Origin of the sequence: Nocardioides litoris, from assembly GCF_006346315.1 — a bacterium.
In the GTDB taxonomy this organism is placed as follows: domain Bacteria; phylum Actinomycetota; class Actinomycetes; order Propionibacteriales; family Nocardioidaceae; genus Nocardioides; species Nocardioides litoris.
The window spans coordinates 344,245-358,868 of the sequence record NZ_VDMR01000001.1; the positions used below are offsets into that span (position 1 = coordinate 344,245).

General features: G+C 75.5%; 15 protein-coding genes. 6 read left to right on the plus strand and 9 right to left on the minus strand.

Annotation, left to right across the window (positions count from 1 at the left end; all coding sequences use genetic code 11):
* Positions 1–13: 13 nt before the first annotated feature.
* The 4 genes from FJQ57_RS01670 to FJQ57_RS01685 form a co-directional block, all read right to left on the minus strand.
* Positions 14–1,333, minus strand: a complete 1,320-nt coding sequence (locus FJQ57_RS01670; protein ID WP_139977511.1) for an EAL domain-containing protein — start codon at positions 1,331–1,333, stop codon at positions 14–16.
* Positions 1,330–1,773, minus strand: a complete 444-nt coding sequence (locus FJQ57_RS01675) for a response regulator (RefSeq protein WP_139977512.1) — start codon at positions 1,771–1,773, stop codon at positions 1,330–1,332. The genes FJQ57_RS01670 and FJQ57_RS01675 overlap by 4 nt, the downstream gene beginning before the upstream one ends.
* A 259-nt stretch (positions 1,774–2,032) precedes the next feature.
* On the minus strand, positions 2,033–2,842 hold the full coding sequence (locus FJQ57_RS01680) for a prepilin peptidase (protein WP_246081539.1): 810 nt from the start codon (positions 2,840–2,842) through the stop codon (positions 2,033–2,035).
* Positions 2,843–3,022: 180 nt separating this feature from the next.
* Positions 3,023–4,417, minus strand: coding sequence for a putative bifunctional diguanylate cyclase/phosphodiesterase (locus FJQ57_RS01685; protein ID WP_170219230.1), 1,395 nt, complete (start codon positions 4,415–4,417; stop codon positions 3,023–3,025).
* Between the two features lie 152 nt (positions 4,418–4,569).
* On the opposite strand from FJQ57_RS01685, the gene FJQ57_RS01690 reads away from it, so the two are divergent.
* Together FJQ57_RS01690 and FJQ57_RS01695 are read left to right on the plus strand one after the other, a co-directional pair.
* Positions 4,570–5,073: an RsiG family protein gene (locus FJQ57_RS01690; RefSeq protein ID WP_246081540.1), complete on the plus strand. Its 504-nt coding sequence runs from the start codon at positions 4,570–4,572 to the stop codon at positions 5,071–5,073.
* 150 nt (positions 5,074–5,223) lie between these two features.
* Positions 5,224–5,976: a FliA/WhiG family RNA polymerase sigma factor gene (locus FJQ57_RS01695; RefSeq protein WP_139977514.1), complete on the plus strand. Its 753-nt coding sequence runs from the start codon at positions 5,224–5,226 to the stop codon at positions 5,974–5,976.
* 6 nt (positions 5,977–5,982) lie between these two features.
* On the opposite strand, the gene FJQ57_RS22180 is transcribed toward FJQ57_RS01695, so the two are convergent.
* Positions 5,983–6,423, minus strand: a complete 441-nt coding sequence (locus FJQ57_RS22180) for a hypothetical protein (protein WP_170219231.1) — start codon at positions 6,421–6,423, stop codon at positions 5,983–5,985.
* A 149-nt stretch (positions 6,424–6,572) separates the two neighbouring features.
* Between FJQ57_RS22180 and FJQ57_RS22185 the strand changes: the two genes are divergently transcribed.
* Together FJQ57_RS22185 and FJQ57_RS01705 are read left to right on the plus strand one after the other, a co-directional pair.
* Positions 6,573–6,911 (plus strand): hypothetical protein, encoded by a 339-nt coding sequence (locus FJQ57_RS22185; protein ID WP_170219232.1) that lies wholly within the window; start codon positions 6,573–6,575, stop codon positions 6,909–6,911.
* A 30-nt stretch (positions 6,912–6,941) separates the two neighbouring features.
* Positions 6,942–7,622 (plus strand): hypothetical protein, encoded by a 681-nt coding sequence (locus tag FJQ57_RS01705; protein ID WP_139977516.1) that lies wholly within the window; start codon positions 6,942–6,944, stop codon positions 7,620–7,622.
* 92 nt (positions 7,623–7,714) lie between these two features.
* On the opposite strand, the gene FJQ57_RS01710 is transcribed toward FJQ57_RS01705, so the two are convergent.
* From FJQ57_RS01710 to pilM, 4 genes are read right to left on the minus strand one after another with little or no spacing between them, the layout of a single operon-like run.
* Positions 7,715–8,515: a hypothetical protein gene (locus FJQ57_RS01710; RefSeq protein ID WP_139977517.1), complete on the minus strand. Its 801-nt coding sequence runs from the start codon at positions 8,513–8,515 to the stop codon at positions 7,715–7,717.
* Between the two features lie 11 nt (positions 8,516–8,526).
* Positions 8,527–9,234, minus strand: a complete 708-nt coding sequence (locus FJQ57_RS01715; protein ID WP_139977518.1) for a type II secretion system protein M — start codon at positions 9,232–9,234, stop codon at positions 8,527–8,529.
* Positions 9,235–9,254: 20 nt separating this feature from the next.
* Entirely contained in the window at positions 9,255–10,163 is a 909-nt protein-coding gene (locus FJQ57_RS01720; RefSeq protein WP_139977519.1) for a hypothetical protein, read from the minus strand.
* Between the two features lie 7 nt (positions 10,164–10,170).
* A complete protein-coding gene (gene pilM, locus FJQ57_RS01725; RefSeq protein WP_170219233.1) occupies positions 10,171–11,304 on the minus strand; it encodes a type IV pilus assembly protein PilM in 1,134 nt (377 codons plus the stop codon).
* A gap of 255 nt (positions 11,305–11,559) precedes the next feature.
* Between pilM and FJQ57_RS01730 the strand changes: the two genes are divergently transcribed.
* A complete protein-coding gene (locus tag FJQ57_RS01730) occupies positions 11,560–12,708 on the plus strand; it encodes a type IV pilus twitching motility protein PilT (RefSeq protein WP_139977521.1) in 1,149 nt (382 codons plus the stop codon).
* Positions 12,709–12,805: 97 nt separating this feature from the next.
* On the plus strand, positions 12,806–14,557 hold the full coding sequence (locus FJQ57_RS01735; protein ID WP_139977522.1) for a GspE/PulE family protein: 1,752 nt from the start codon (positions 12,806–12,808) through the stop codon (positions 14,555–14,557).
* Positions 14,558–14,624 lie beyond the last annotated feature (67 nt).

Here is a 14,624-nt window from a genome sequence, read left to right on the forward strand (position 1 = left end):
GGGTCGGCGACGGTCAGGCCGAACGGACCGTCGGGCAGCCCAGGAACTCCGCGGCGGGCACCGGCCGGCCGAGGTGGTAGCCCTGGCCCTGCTGGCAGCCCATCGAGCGCAGGTGGGCGGCCTCGACCGCGGTCTCGATGCCCTCGGCGACGATGGTGACGCCGAGGGTGGAGACCAGGTCGAGGACCGAGCGCACCAGCTCGAAGCCCGACGCCTCGCGCGCGACCCCGCTGATGAGCGACCGGTCGATCTTGACGGTGTCGATCGGCAACCGGTGGAGGTGGGCGATCGTGGAGTAGCCGGTGCCGAAGTCGTCGATCCCGATGCCGACCCCGAGGCGGCGGAGCGCGAGCAGCGTCTCGCGGGCGGCCGGCTCGTCGGTCAGCGCCGCGGTCTCGGTGATCTCCAGCAACAGCGACGACGGGGCGACCCCCGAGCGGGCCAGGGCCGCCTCGACGTGGTCGACGTACGACGGCTCGCGCAGCTCCAGCGGCGAGACGTTGACGTGCATCCGGAAGCCCGGTCGCACCTGGTCGCGCCAGGCGGCGGCCTGGGCGAGGGCCCGGCCGAGCACGAGGCGACCGAGGGGGACGATCAGCCCGGTGCGCTCGGCCGCCTCGACGGTGAGGACGGGGGAGACGGCCCCGCGCAGCGGGTGGGTCCAGCGCAGCAGCGCCTCGGCCCCGACGACGTGTCCGCCGGCCAGGTCGTGCACGGGCTGGAAGTGCAGGTCGAGCTGCTGGGGGTCGACGGTGATGGCCTCGGCCAGGTCGCGCACCCGGGTCAGCTCGTCGGTGACCCCCAGGGCCGCGGCCTCGACGTGCCAGCGGGTGGCGCCCGGCGACTCGCGACCGGCCGCCACCACCGCGGCCCGCACGTCGCGCACGACCGCCCAGACCTCGTCGTCGGAGTCGCAGACCGCGGCGCCGACCGTGACCACCGGCCAGACGAGGTCGTGGGAGAGGCTGACCAGGCGGCGCAGGCCGGTGAGCAGGTCGTCGACCCGGGCCTGCACGTGGTCGCGCTCGACCACGACGGCGGCCAGGAACCCGCCGAGCGGCGAGGCGCGCAGCAGGCGCACCCGGAGGTCGTCGAACTGCAGGGCGCGCCGGGCGACCTCGGCGGTGACCATCTCGAGGGCGTGGGCCCCGTGCACGTCGGCGATCTCGGCGGCGTTGCCGAGCGAGGCGGCGAGCAGGACCAGGGCGTTGCGGCTGTCGCTGTGCCCGGCCCGCAGGTCGGCGATGGTCGAGATGAGCGTCGACGTCGTCGGCAGGGTGGCGCCGTGCTGGTCCAGCCCGATGGCGAGCGAGGCCGGGGAGGGAGAGCTCATGCGCCCAGCTCGACCCGGCCGACCGACCACGGGACACCGGTCTCGCGGATGACGCCGAGCAGCACGTCGGGGGCGACGTGCTCGGCCAGGAACGCCGCCGCACCGAGGTGGTGCACCTCGCGGATCTCCTCGTCGTCGACGCCGGCGGCGGTGTCGGCCACCACCACGACGGGCGTGCGCCGCATCCGCAGGTGGCCACGGACCGCGCGGAGCACGTCGATCCCGCTGCCCGAGGCCAGCCGCAGGTCGGTCACCACGACCGCCGGCAGCGGGTGCCGGTCGCGGTCGGCGTACGCGCCGCGGCCGAGGACATAGTCACGGGCGTCGTCGGCGTCCCGGCACGCGACGACGGGGTTGGACAGGTGGCCGCGGACGAGCGCGTCGCGCGTCGCCGCCAGACGGTCGGCGTCGTGGCCGACCACCAGGACCGGTGGATGCATGTGGGGTTGCCTCCGGGAGCACGCCGCGCATCGGGACCGCGCGGGGGGGAGCGTGTCGTTCAGGGAATTCTTATCGGAATCAAGGCGACGCGCCTAGCGATCTCGGTAAACATCAGGCAACGCTCTAGACCGGCCGGGGCATGTCGCCCGTGTGACAGTAGGGGCTGACGTCACCTCATGGGGTGCTGCTGGTCCCATCGGGCCGGGATCTGCCCGATCGGCTACCGGGGGTGACCAGGCAGGAATGCCCGATCGGCCATCAGGCCATGCCCAGCGTTGCCAGGTAGGCCTGCCCCAGGGGCACGCCCGCGACCAGCCCCAGGGCGGCGCCGCCGAGCATGAACGGCCCGTGCGGCACGTGGGCGCGCCGCGGCAGCCGACCGGCCAGGCGCAGCGGGAGCAGCACCACGGTGCCCAGCAGGAACCCGGCGAACAGGCCCACCACCGCGGCGGGCCAGCCCAGCAGCCCGAGGACCAGGCCCAGCACCGGGGCGAGGGCCACGTCACCGAAGCCCATGGCGCGCCCGCCCGAGCCGTAGTGCAGCAGGGCGTACAGGCCGGTCCAGGCCCCGACGGAGACCGCCACGGCGCGCCAGTCGACCTCGGTGGCACCGGTGGCGGCGCCCGCCGCGACCACGAGCACGACCAGGACGGTGGCGGTGCGGGTGATGGCGAAGGGCAGCCGCAGGTGCTCGAGGTCGATGAGGGCCAGGCCGATGCCGGCGCCGACCACCACGAGGGCCGCGAGGAGCACGACCGGGTCGCTGACGCGCCAGGCCGTCACCGCGAACGCGGCGCCGGTGCCGGCCTCGACGAGGGGGTAGCGCACCGCGATCGGCTCGGCGCAGTCACGGCAGCGCCCGCGCAGCAGCAGCCACGACACCACGGGCACGTTGTCGCGCGCCCGCACCGCGTGGCCGCAGCCCGGGCACGCCGACGGCGGGTGCACGACCGACAGCCCGGCCGGCACGCGGTGCACGACGACGTTGAGGAAGGAGCCCACCAGCAGCCCGAGCACCGCGGCCGTGCCGACGACGTACGCCGTGGGCAGGAGCTCCCAGGCGCTCACCGGAGGTCCCGGGACGGGAGGGCGGCGGGGGGACGGGCGGCCGTGGACGGCATGGCTCCTCCGGGGGTCGCGGGGCTGCCCCGCGGACGTCCGGGGCCACCTGCGTGATCGGCCGCGCGGGGTGGCGACTTGAGTCGGACCCGAGACGGTCAGGGCCGGTCAGGGCCGGGTCAGGGCCGGTCAGGGCCGGTCAGGGCCGGTCAGGGCCGGGTCGGGGCGGGGCCCGCGCCGCAGGCCGCGCACCCGGTCGGGAGACCACGCCTCGCGCCAGGCCGCGGTGGCTGCCAGGTCGGCAGGTGCGCCGACCCAGTACCCCTGCAGCACGTCGCAGCCGATCCGGGCGAGGGTCGCGGCGGCGGTGGCGTCCTCGACGCCCTCGGCCACGACCCGGATGCCGAGGCCGTGGGCGGCGCCCGTGAGGGCCTGGACCAGCGGCAGGGTGCGGGGGTCGTGCAGGTCGGCCACGATGCCCGGGTCGACCTTGATCTCCCGCGCGGCGGGGTTGTTCCACAAGGTGGTGAGGGAGGACCGGGCGGTGCCGAAGCCGCGGATGCTCACGCCGAAGCCGGCCCGGGCGAGCGCGGTGAAGACGGGCGAGGTCTCGGCGCCGAGGGTCGAGACGGGCTCGGTGATCTCGAGCACCAGGTCCCGCGGCTCGTGGCCCTGGGCGCCGACGGCGGCGGTGAGGTGCTCGACCAGGCCGCGCGCGAGGACGTGGCGTCGGGTGACGTTGAGCGAGAGCCGGGCGCCGGCGGCGATCCGCTGCAGGGCGGGGAGGTCGCGCAGCGCCAGGTCGATCACGCGGGCGGTGATCGGGGCCATCGTCCCGGTGCGCTCGGCCAGGGGCACGAACTCGCGCGCCGTCAGCAGGCCGAGGTCGTCGTGGTCCCAGCGCACCAGGGCCTCGAAGCCGACCGGCTCGCCGGTGCTCACCGACACCTGCGGCTGGTAGTGCAGGAGCAGGCGGTCGGCGGCGAGACCCGCCCGCAGGTCGCGGGCCAGCCGCGGCGAGGACGACGCGTGTCGTGCGTCGGGCGGCGAGCTGGCCCGCCAGCGGCCGCTGCCGGCCGCCTTGGCGGCGTACATCGCCTGGTCGGCGGCGAGCAGCAGCTCCTCCAGGGTGCTGCCGTCACGGTCGGAGCGCGCCAGGCCGACCGAGACCCCGACGCTGAGCACCAGGTCGTCGACCTCCATCGGCTCCGCGAGCGCGGCGATCACGGACTCGGCCCGGGCCGCCGCCTCGTCGGGCCCGGCCAGCGAGGGGCAGAAGGCGGCGAACTCGTCGCCCCCGAGCCGGACCACGAGGTCGCCCGGGCCGAGCTGGCCGCGCAGGCGCACGCCCACCTCGGCCAGCACCCGGTCGCCGACGTGGTGGCCCGCGACGTCGTTGAGCTCCTTGAACCCGTCGAGGTCGAGCACCAGCAGCACGACCGGGCGGCCGATCTCGGCGGCCCGGGCCAGCAGCGCCGGCCCGCGCTCCAGCAGCTCCTCGCGGCGCGGCAGCCCGGTGACCGTGTCGCGGCTGGCGACCGGGGCGCCCGGTGGCGGCACGGGGCCGAGGACGGTGCGGTTCACGGCGGACCTCTGGTGTCGGCACCGGAGCCGCGCCCGGCGGCGGGGGCCGCGGTGACCTCCGGTGTTTCCCACGACATCGGCGGAGACCGGCGCGGACTTGAGTCCACCCCACGGGTGGCCTGGAGCCCCGCGACCCTCTCTAGGGTGGCCGCGTGAGCGACGACGACCTGCCGCTGAGCGGCCAGCGCCGCACGATCAAGGACGCGGTCGCCTCCCCGCACCTGGCCTCCGTCGACCTCGCCGGGCTGCGGGCCTACCGCGAGCGGCTGCGCGCGGAGGAGGAGCGCATCTCCTACTGGCGGCGCCTGGTCCACGCCCGCATGGACCTGCTCGAGGCGGGGGCGCTCGGCGACTCGCCGATCGACGTCGACGCCCTCGGCCGGGTGCTCGGCGACACCGGCAGCGGCCACGCCCGCGCCGCGCTGCACCGCGTCCGGGCGGCCGACCCGCTGCCCGACCTGCCCGACCTCGCCGAGGTCTGGGTCACCCCCGTCGACGAGGCCGGGGTCGCCGAGGCCCGCGAGCGCCTCGGGGCGGCCGAGGCGACCCTGACGTCCTACCGGCGTGCGCTGCACGACCGGATCGACGAGGCCACGGCCGAGCTCATCGTGCGCTACCGCGCCGAGCCGACCCTCGCCCTGCAGATCCTCGTCTGAGCCGATGCCCTCAAGCCCCGGTCCGGTCCCGCCGACACCCTCGGTGGAGACCGCGTCCCCCCTCCGCGGTGTCCCGGCGCCTGCCGGTCCCGGCCCCACCAGGGTGCCGGGACCGGGCACGCCCGTCGCCGCCCGCCCCGAGGAGCTCCCGTGACCAGCGACGCCGCCTCCCACGACCACGACGCCTCCCACGTCGACGAGCTCTGGCGCCGCTACGGGGAGACCCGGTCGCCCGAGGTCCGCAACCAGCTCGTGCTGCAGTACTCCCCGCTGGTCAAGTACGTCGCCGGTCGCGTCCGCAGCGGCCTGCCCCAGACCGTTGACTCCTCCGACCTCGTCTCCGAGGGCGTCATCGGCCTGATGGACGCCATCGAGCGGTTCGAGCCCGAGCGCGGGTGGACCTTCCAGACCTACGCCGTGCCGCGCATCCGGGGCGCCATCATCGACAGCATCCGCGCCGCCGACTGGGTGCCCCGCTCGGTGCGCAGCAAGCTGCGCGAGGCCGACGCCGCCCAGGAGGCGCTGCAGGTGCGCCTGGGTCGCCCGCCGACGCCCGAGGAGGTCGCCGCCGAGATCGGCACGACCGTCCAGGCGCTGCGCGACCTGCGCGACCGGGCCTCGTCGGTCACCCACGTCGAGGAGGACGAGGTCGCCGCGCTCGACGACCTCGCGCCCGCCGTCGACGCCGCCCTCGAGGACGCCGACACCCGTCGCTCCCTGCTCGCCGCCCTGGCCACCCTGCCCGAGCGGGACCAGGTGGTGATCGCGCTCTACTTCTTCGAGGGCCTCACGCTCGGTGAGATCGGCCAGGTGCTCTCGGTGACCGAGTCCCGCGTCAGCCAGCTGCGCAGCCGGGCCACCGCCTCGCTGCGGGCCGGCCTCGCCGAGGCGCTCCGGGCCTGACGCGCCTCAGCGGCCGGCGGCCACGACCCGGCGCAGCGCGTCCGACCCGGTCACCGTCGCCACCGCGGCGCCCACCGCCGCGGCCCGGTCGCGTGCCGGCCGGTCCGTCGCCGCGGCCGCCGCCTCGACCCGTTCCGCGGCCGCGCGCAGCACCGCGGCGAGCTCGCGCGCGGGACCCGTCACCGGGTCGGGGCCGGCCGGCGCCGCGTCGTACGACGGGGTGGGCGGCGGGCCGACCGGCGCCGCCGGGGCCGCCGGGGCCGATGGGGCCGCCGCACGGCGCCGCCCGGCGTCGGCCTCGACCTCGGCCAGCAGCGCGGCGGCGCGGCGCTGCTCGCGTGCCCGGGCCTCCCGTCCGGCCCGGCGGACCCGCTGCACGCCGAACGCCGCGCAGGCGGCGACGAGCGCCAGGATCGCCGCGACGAGCACGAGGTCGGTCTGGGTCATCGGGGGCCTCCGGCGGATCGGTGGGGACGCCGCAGCGTACGACGACCGGACCCCCTCAAACTCCCGGCCCACGGCGCCGATACCTCTCGTGACATCCATCGGCACCCGTTCCTGCGCGCGCGTCGTGCCCCGCTCCCCACGAGGTCCTCATGCCCCCCACCGGCCACGCCCCGCTCCCGTCCGTCGCCGCACCCGACATCTTCGACTCGCTGGTGCGCGAGCTCGGGTTCCTGCCGGGTGAGTCCGTCGTCCCCCGGATCGTCCCGCCGACCGCCGCCGCGCCGCTCGCCCCCGTGGCGCCGGCCGCCCCCGTGGCGCCGGCCGCCCCCGTGGCGCCGGTCGTGCCCGTGGTGCCGGCGGCGCCGGTGGTCGGGCCCGTGGTGCGTCCCGTCCCCGTCGCGGCGCCCGCCCCGGTCCCCGCCCCGACCGGCGTCCCGGTCGCCCCCGCGCGGCGGCTGCCGATGATGCCGCCCGTCGTCCGCGGCTGAGCGCCCCACGACCCGACCGGAGCACCCAACGTGAACCATCCTGCGGGCCTCCTCGCGATCCCGTGGCGCTACGTCGACCTCGACCTGATCGAGCTGTGGGTCTGGGAGACCGACCACTTCGAGGCCAAGGTGACCGCCGAGCCGCACTCCTTCGCCTGGGAGGTCGGCGACCTCGTCGTCCCCGACGGCGGCGTCGCCCGGTGGCTGACCGGCGGCCGCACCATCGACTTCGCCTCCGCCGAGGTGGCGGTCCGCGAGGTCGTCGGCAAGTCTTATCCCGCGCGCTACGGCTACCGCGGGTACGCCGGCCACCTGGCCACGACCTTCGTCGTCGCCGACGGGCGGACCCTCGACCTCGGCCCCTTCCACGGCAGCCGGGCCCTGGTGACGGTGCGGATGCCCGGCGGAGCGGACCAGTCCTTCCTCGGCCGGTGCACCGTCCACCACTACGAGCTGCTGCTCGCCCTCGACTCGGGCCAGCAGGTCCGCATCCAGCCGTCCTACATCGTCGACGTGACCGGCGAGAACGGCGCGACCGCCGCCTCCGCCACGGCGTACGCCGGGGTCGGCCGCACCTACCACGGCGAGGTGGTCCACGGCTGCACCGGAGCCCCGGCCTTCCTGCCGGGCACGGTCGAGCACACCGGCACCCGGTGCCCCGTGCACGAGTCGACCGTCCCCCGCACCGCCGAGGTGCTCCGGCCCGCCTGAGCGGGACGCGGCGGCCACCCGCAGGAGCGACCAACGGCGAGAGGCCGGCCCCCTCGGGGGCCGGCCTCTCGCCGTCGTCGTGCGGGCCGGGGTCAGCCGGGCAGGGGCTGGAACCGGCGCCGCAGGCGGTCGCCCTCGACGGAGCCGAGGGCGCGGACCAGGTGGTCGCGCACGGTGCCCACGGCCCGGTCGAGGTCGGCGGGCAGGGAGCCGATGGTCTCGGTCTCGGCGGCGGCCAGGGCCCAGCGCAGCTCGACGCTGAGGAGCGCGGTGTCGCCGACGGCCAGCGCGGCGTCGATGAGGTAGGCCTCCAGGGTGGCCCAGTCGGCCTGCCAGGCCAGCGCGAGCGCGTCCTCCGGTCGTCCGTCGCGGACCAGGTCACGGGCCGCGGCCATGCAGTCGGCGGCCTCCTGGTCGCGCTCGGCGACGGCGGCCTCGGGTGCGAGGTCGCCGAGGCGCTGCCGGGCCACCTCGGCGACGTCGTGCGCCGTGGGCGCGGGGAGCGCCTCGAGGTGGGCCAGGGGCGTGAAGCGGCGCTCCATGAGCGCCAGCGCCGAGGGCTCGAACGCGCCCGCGAGCGCCCGCCGGGCGGCCCGGACCGTGGCGGCCGCCGACGCGGTGTCGCCGGGCTCGGCGTCCCGGCCGGCCGCGGCGAAGGCGCGCGCGACGGTGGCGGTGATCTCGAGCAGCTGCTGGTCGGGGTCGGGCGCGGCGAACATGACCCGCTCCCACATGACCGCCTGGACGATGCCGAGGTCGGCCGCCCAGGTCGCCGCGACCGCTCCCAGCGCGTCGCCGGCGGCGGCCTGACGCCGGGCGTGGCCGCGGTGGCGGGCGATGCCGGCCGTGGTCTCGGAGTACAGCAGCTCCGGGGTGTGGCCCACGATGGTCACGACGACCTCCGCTACGGCGCCGGGACGACGGCGCCCGTGCTGCCCGCGGGGGCAGCAGCGGCGGGGTCGGCGGCGGGGTCGGCGGGGTCGGTCGGGGCCGGCGGCGCGTCGGGGTCGACGACCGCGGGCAGCAGGAACATCGTCCCGGTCAGGTTCAGCGTGTACCCGGCCGCGGCGGCGCCGTCGGCCTCGGCCGCGGGGTCGAGGCCGGCGGTCTCGAAGAGGTAGGACCGGTCGCGGTCCTCCAGGCCGGCCATGAACTGGTAGAGCTGCTCGAGGGAGCCGGTGACCGTGGCGACGATGTCCATCGTGGCCAGGCCCGTCGCGGGGGCGGCGCCTGCCTCCGGCAGCGTGGCGCCGCCGGCCGCCGTGGCGGACCCGGCGGCCGCGGGCGGCGTCGGGGTGAGCGAGGTGACGGCGGCGTCCTCGGGGATCCCGGCCGCGCGGGCGGCGGCCCGGACGTCGGCGAACAGCTCGGCCTGCACGGCGGTCGGCGGGAAGCGCCGGGCCAGGGAGGCCGCGACCTCGCGCTGGGCGTCGAGCCCGGCCTCCTTCTCCTGCAGGTCGCGGATGGAGGCGGTCACCGTGGCGTTGCCCTGGGCGGCGGTCTCGGTCTGCGAGCGGACCTCGTCGACCTGGCTCATCCGGGGCGAGATCACCAGCAGGTAGCCGACGACGAGGACGAGCAGGACGGCAGCGCCGCCGACGAGCTTGGTCATGGCCGTCTTGTCCAGCGAGCTCACTGGTCGGTCCCCTCGACGAAGGCCGGGTCGGCGTAGCGACCGGCGTAGGCGGCGGTGGTCACCGACACCGAGGCGGTGAAGGTGATGGCGTCGGTGGCGGCGGCGCCCTCGGTGGCGGCGGCGCCCTCGGCGCCCGCGCCCCCGGTCTGGGAGTCGGAGATGAAGAGGTCGGCGAAGAGGTCTGACCGGTCCAGGCGACGTTCCCAGGCACCGAGCAGGGCCCGGGAGTCGGCGGCCCCGCTGACGGTGATGCACCCCGCGCGGCTCTCGGGCGCGGCGTACGGGTCGGGGGAGGGGCACGAACCGCTCGTCGCGGTCGGGTCGACCGGAGCGGGGGCGGTGCCGGCGGCGCCCGCGGCGCCGGCGGTCGGGAGGGGCGCGGAGTCGACGGTGGCCTCGACGGTCTGCAGCGTCACGCCGGCGGGCGCGGTGGCGAAGAGCTGGTCGACGACGTCGGAGAGCAGGACCTCGCGGGCCATCGTCTCCTGGATCGTGAGCCGGTTGGCGTCGACGGTCGTGTAGAAGGTCCGCACGGGGGTCAGCTCCGCGACCTGGCCTGCCAGCGCGGCGCCGCGCGCCTGCTCGGCGGCCAGCTCGTCCTCGGCGCTCGAGATCGCCCCGGCCTGCAGCGCCCACCCGGCGGCCACCGCCGCCACCGCCACCCCGGCCGCGACGGCGAACCGCGTCCGCAGGCGGGCCAGGTGCGCCTTCTCCATGACGGCAGGCGGGAGCAGGTTGACGCTGGGCAGGGTGGGCACCAGCGGCGGCGGGGCGTCCTCCTTGCCCTTGCCCTTGCCCTTGCCCTTGCCCTTGCCCTTGCCGGTCTCGTCGGCCGTGGCGGCCGTGCCCGTGCGCCCGGCGTCCGGGGACGCGCCGGCGTCCTTGGTGCGGGTCCTGGTCAGCATGGCCACGTCAGCTGGCTCCCATCGTGAGACCGAGGGCGGTGGCGAGCTCCTGGGGGGTGACGCCCTCGGGCACCGCCGCCCGCCGGCTCGTGGAGACGTGCTCGAGGGGGTTGCCGTGCTCGACGGGCACCCGGAGCTCGGAGGACAGGCGCTGGGCGAGCCCGCCGAGGTTGCCGCCTCCACCGGTGAGCACCACGCGGGCGAGGGTGCCGACCTCGGCCCCGCTGGTGAAGAAGAAGTCGACCGTCTGGCGGACCTCGCCGATCAGACGTGAGACCGACTCGTTGATGAGGGTCTGGGCCGGGTGCTCGTCGGTCGGTACGGCGGAGGTCGCGACCCCTCCGAACACGGTGCCGCCCACGCCGGCCCCGGCCCCGGCGCCGGCAGGCTGGAAGGTCGGCATGCCGAGCGCCACCTTGGTGCGCTCGGCCTCCTCGACCGACCACCCGAACCGCTCCGCGAGCTGGGTGGTGAGCACGTCGCCGCCCTGCCCGGTCATGATCCGCACGTAGCGGGGCTGCCCGCCCTCGTGGATCACCAGGTTGGTCACGTGCGCGCCGAGGTCGAGCAGGACCTCGGTGCCGGCGCCCGGGCGGGCGGTCGGGTGGGTGGCGCGCACCAGCGCGAACGGGCTGATCTCGGCCTGCACGGCCCGCAGCCCGGCCCCACCGAGGGCGTCGAGGAACCCGGTGAGGGTCTCGTTGGAGGCCACGACCAGCAGGACCTGCAGCATCCGCTTGGTCTGGCCGGTCGCGGGGTCGGTCACCTCCACCTCGCGGAGCGCGTGGTGGTCGACGGTGACCTCGTCGATGTCCATGGGGATGTAGTCGGCCGCCTGGTACTTCAGCGACTTGCGGAAGTCGTCGGGCGCCAGCCACTCGAGGTCCATCTGGCGCACCAGGACGTGGCTGTTGGCCAGGGAGAAGACGACCTTCTTGGAGGCCAGCTTCTCCCGGGACCACAGGTCCTTGAGCACGCCGCCGACGACGGCGGCGTCACGGACCTCGCCGCCGACCACGGCGCCGGGCGGCATCGGTGCGACCGCGATCTTCTCCACGGTCGGGCCGCCGCGGCCCGGCGTGAATTGCACGGCGCGCACCTTGGAGCCACCGAGGTCGAGACTGACCAGCGTGCGTCCCACACGTACCCCTCGAGTCGTGAGGTGCCGGGTGGGCCCGACCCCTCGTCGTCCGCCCCGGCCGGTGCCGGCGGGGGCCTTCCGCAGCAGGTATCGGGTGGCGCGGGCGCTCCCTTGACGGCTCGGCCGCTATTTCCTGGCGGGCTCTGCCCCACCCTCCAGCCGGGGCTCCGCGTGGCCGATGCTCACCGCGACACCCACACCGCCGACCGGCCCGCGATCCACGAGCGGGGGCCGGGCGTCCAGCGAAGGCCGCCGATGACCCAGACCCTGCAGCCCGACACCGACCCCCAGGTCGAGCCCGAGCCGGCGCCGCTGCGGCTGCGGCCGTTCTTCCAGGCCCTGGTGGACCACAAGGGGTCCGACCTGCACCTCAAGGCCGGGTCGGCCCCGAAGGTCCGGCTCTCGGGCGTGCTGACCCCGCTGGACCACGCCCCGCTGACGGCCGAGCAGGCCGAGGCGTGGGTGGTGGAGACGATGGACCGCGACGTGCGCCGGCGGTTCGCGGAGACCAACGAGGCCGACTACTCGATCTCGCTGCCGGGCCTGGGTCGGTTCCGCGCCAATGCCTTCCGGGCCCGCGGCACGGCCGCCCTGATCTGCCGCCGGGTCGCCGACAACCCGCTGACCCTCGACCAGCTGGGGGTGCCGCCGGTGCTGGCCGACCTGGCCCTGCACCACCGCGGCATGGTCCTGGTCACCGGTCCGACCGGGTCGGGCAAGACCACGACGCTCGGCGGGATGGTCGACCTCATCAACGCCACCCGGCCCGTGCACGTGCTGACCATCGAGGACCCCATCGAGATCATGCACACCGACAAGGTGGCCTCGGTCAACCAGCGCGAGCTGCGCCTCGACACCGCCGACTTCTCCGTGGCGCTGCGGGCGGCGATGCGCCAGGACCCCGACGTCATCCTGATCGGCGAGATGCGCGACGTGGAGACCGTGCGGGCGGCGGCCTCGGCCGCCGAGACCGGCCACTTCGTGATGTCGACGCTGCACACCAGCGACGCCGCCGAGACGGTCAACCGCATCATCGACTTCTTCCCGGCCAGCGAGCAGAAGCAGATCCGGCTCGCCCTCGCCGCGTCGCTGCGCGGCATCGTGTGCCAGCGCCTCGTGCCGCGCGCGGACGGCGCCGGGCGGGTGTGCGCGATGGAGGTGCTGGTCAACACGCCCCGCGTCGCCGAGGCCATCGCCGACCCCGACAAGACGCACTCGATCACCGACATCGTGGCCGAGGGCCGCCACCACGGCATGCAGACCTTCGACCAGCACCTCGTCGACCTGGTGATGTCGGGACAGGTCACGGTGGCCGCGGCCAAGGCGGCCTCGACCAACGCCCACGACCTGGGCGTCCAGCTCAAGCGCGCCGGGCTCGACCCGCGCGTCGTCGACGCAGCCTGACGACCCGCGCGCCCCACCCGTCGGGGGCATCCAGTCGGGGGCCGGCCGAGCCGATACCCCCACGAGCCCCTACGAGCAGCCCACCTCGGAGCACCCCATGACGACGTACGCCACCCTCGGCCAGCCGGCCGTCCCACCCGGACCGCCCGGCCCCCCGGGCAGCGGTCGGAGCGCGAGCGTCCTCCACCTGCTGGAGAAGGGCACCGTCACCCCCGAGCAGGTCGCCGAGGCCGAGCTGGCCGCCGAGGACGGCCGGCAGCCGTTGCTCAACGTGCTGGTCGCCACCGGCGCGGTCAGCAAGGTCGACGCCGTCCGGGCGCACACCGAGGTGCTGGGCCTGGAGTTCGTCGAGCTCGTCGACCGGGTCGTCGACGGTGGGGCGCAGACGCGCCTGGCCGGCGACACCTGCCGCCGCCTCAACGTCATCCCCATCGGGTGGGACGGCCCACGGCTGCTGGTGGCCGCCTCCGCCTCGGCCGCCCGCGACCTCAACCTCAAGGACGACCTCCAGCGGATGGCGGGCGTCGAGATCACGTTCGCGGTCGCCATGAAGGAGGACATCGCGGCCAAGGTCAACCGGACCTACCGGCCCGACGGCGAGCTCGACCAGCTGGCCTCCGACCTCACCGACACCGAGGACACCAGCGACAGCGAGCTCACCGCCCTCGGCGACGTGACCGCCGAGGCGCCCGTCGTCCGGTTCGTCAACCTGCTCATCATGCAGGGGATCGCCGACGGGGCCTCCGACATCCACCTCGACCCCGGCGAGCACAGCCTGCGCGTGCGCTACCGCATCGACGGCGTGCTCAAGGACGCCCACACCGCCCCGAAGAACATCCAGGCCGCCGTCATCTCCCGGCTCAAGATCACCGCCGGCATCGACATCGCCGAGACCCGCAAGCCGCAGGACGGCCGGCTCTCGGTGACCCACGAGGGCAAGAAGATCGACCTGCGCGTCGCCTGCCTGCCGACGGTCTTCGGCGAGAAGGTCGTCATGCGCATCCTGGACAACTCCACCGCGCAGATGAGCCTGGACGACCTCGGCTTCTCGCCCGACAACTTCGCCCGCTTCGCCGAGTCCTACAGCAAGCCCTACGGGATGATCCTGGTGACCGGGCCGACCGGGTCGGGCAAGTCGACCACGCTCTACGCCACCGTCAACATCGTCTCCGACCCGCAGGTCAACGTCATCACGGTGGAGAACCCGGTCGAGTACCGGCTGCCCGGCATCAACCAGGTGCAGACCAACGACAAGGCCGGGATGACCTTCGCCGCGGCCCTGAAGTCGATCCTGCGGTCCGACCCCGACGTCGTGCTGATCGGTGAGATCCGCGACCACGAGACCGCCCAGATCGCCGTCGAGGCCGCACTCACCGGCCACCTCGTGCTGACGACGCTGCACACCAACGACGCCCCCAGCGCCATCACCCGGCTCGTCGAGATGGGCATCGAGCCCTTCCTCGTCGGCTCGGCGCTCGACTGCGTGCTGGCCCAGCGGCTGTGCCGCAAGCTGTGCACCAAGTGCTGCGAGTCCTACGTCCCGACCGCCGAGGAGCTGCGCTCGTTGCGCGACTTCCCCTGGGCCGAGGGCGACCCGCTGCCCACGCTGCTCAAGCCCGTGGGGTGCAACTCCTGCTCGCTGACCGGCTACAAGGGCCGGATGGCGCTGCACGAGGTCATGTCGGTCTCGGAGAACGTCGAGCGGCTCGCCGTGCAGCGCCTGCCGTCCGACGAGGTGATGAAGCTGGCCCGCAGCGAGGGCATGAAGACCCTCCTCGAGGACGGGTGGGCCAAGGTCCTGCAGGGCCACACCTCCATCCCCGAGATCCTCCGCGTCGTCGCGACCTGACCCGCCGTCCCGGGTCAAGGCGCGCCCCTCCGCGGCCGATGACCTCTGTGCTGCACCCGTGAGCGAG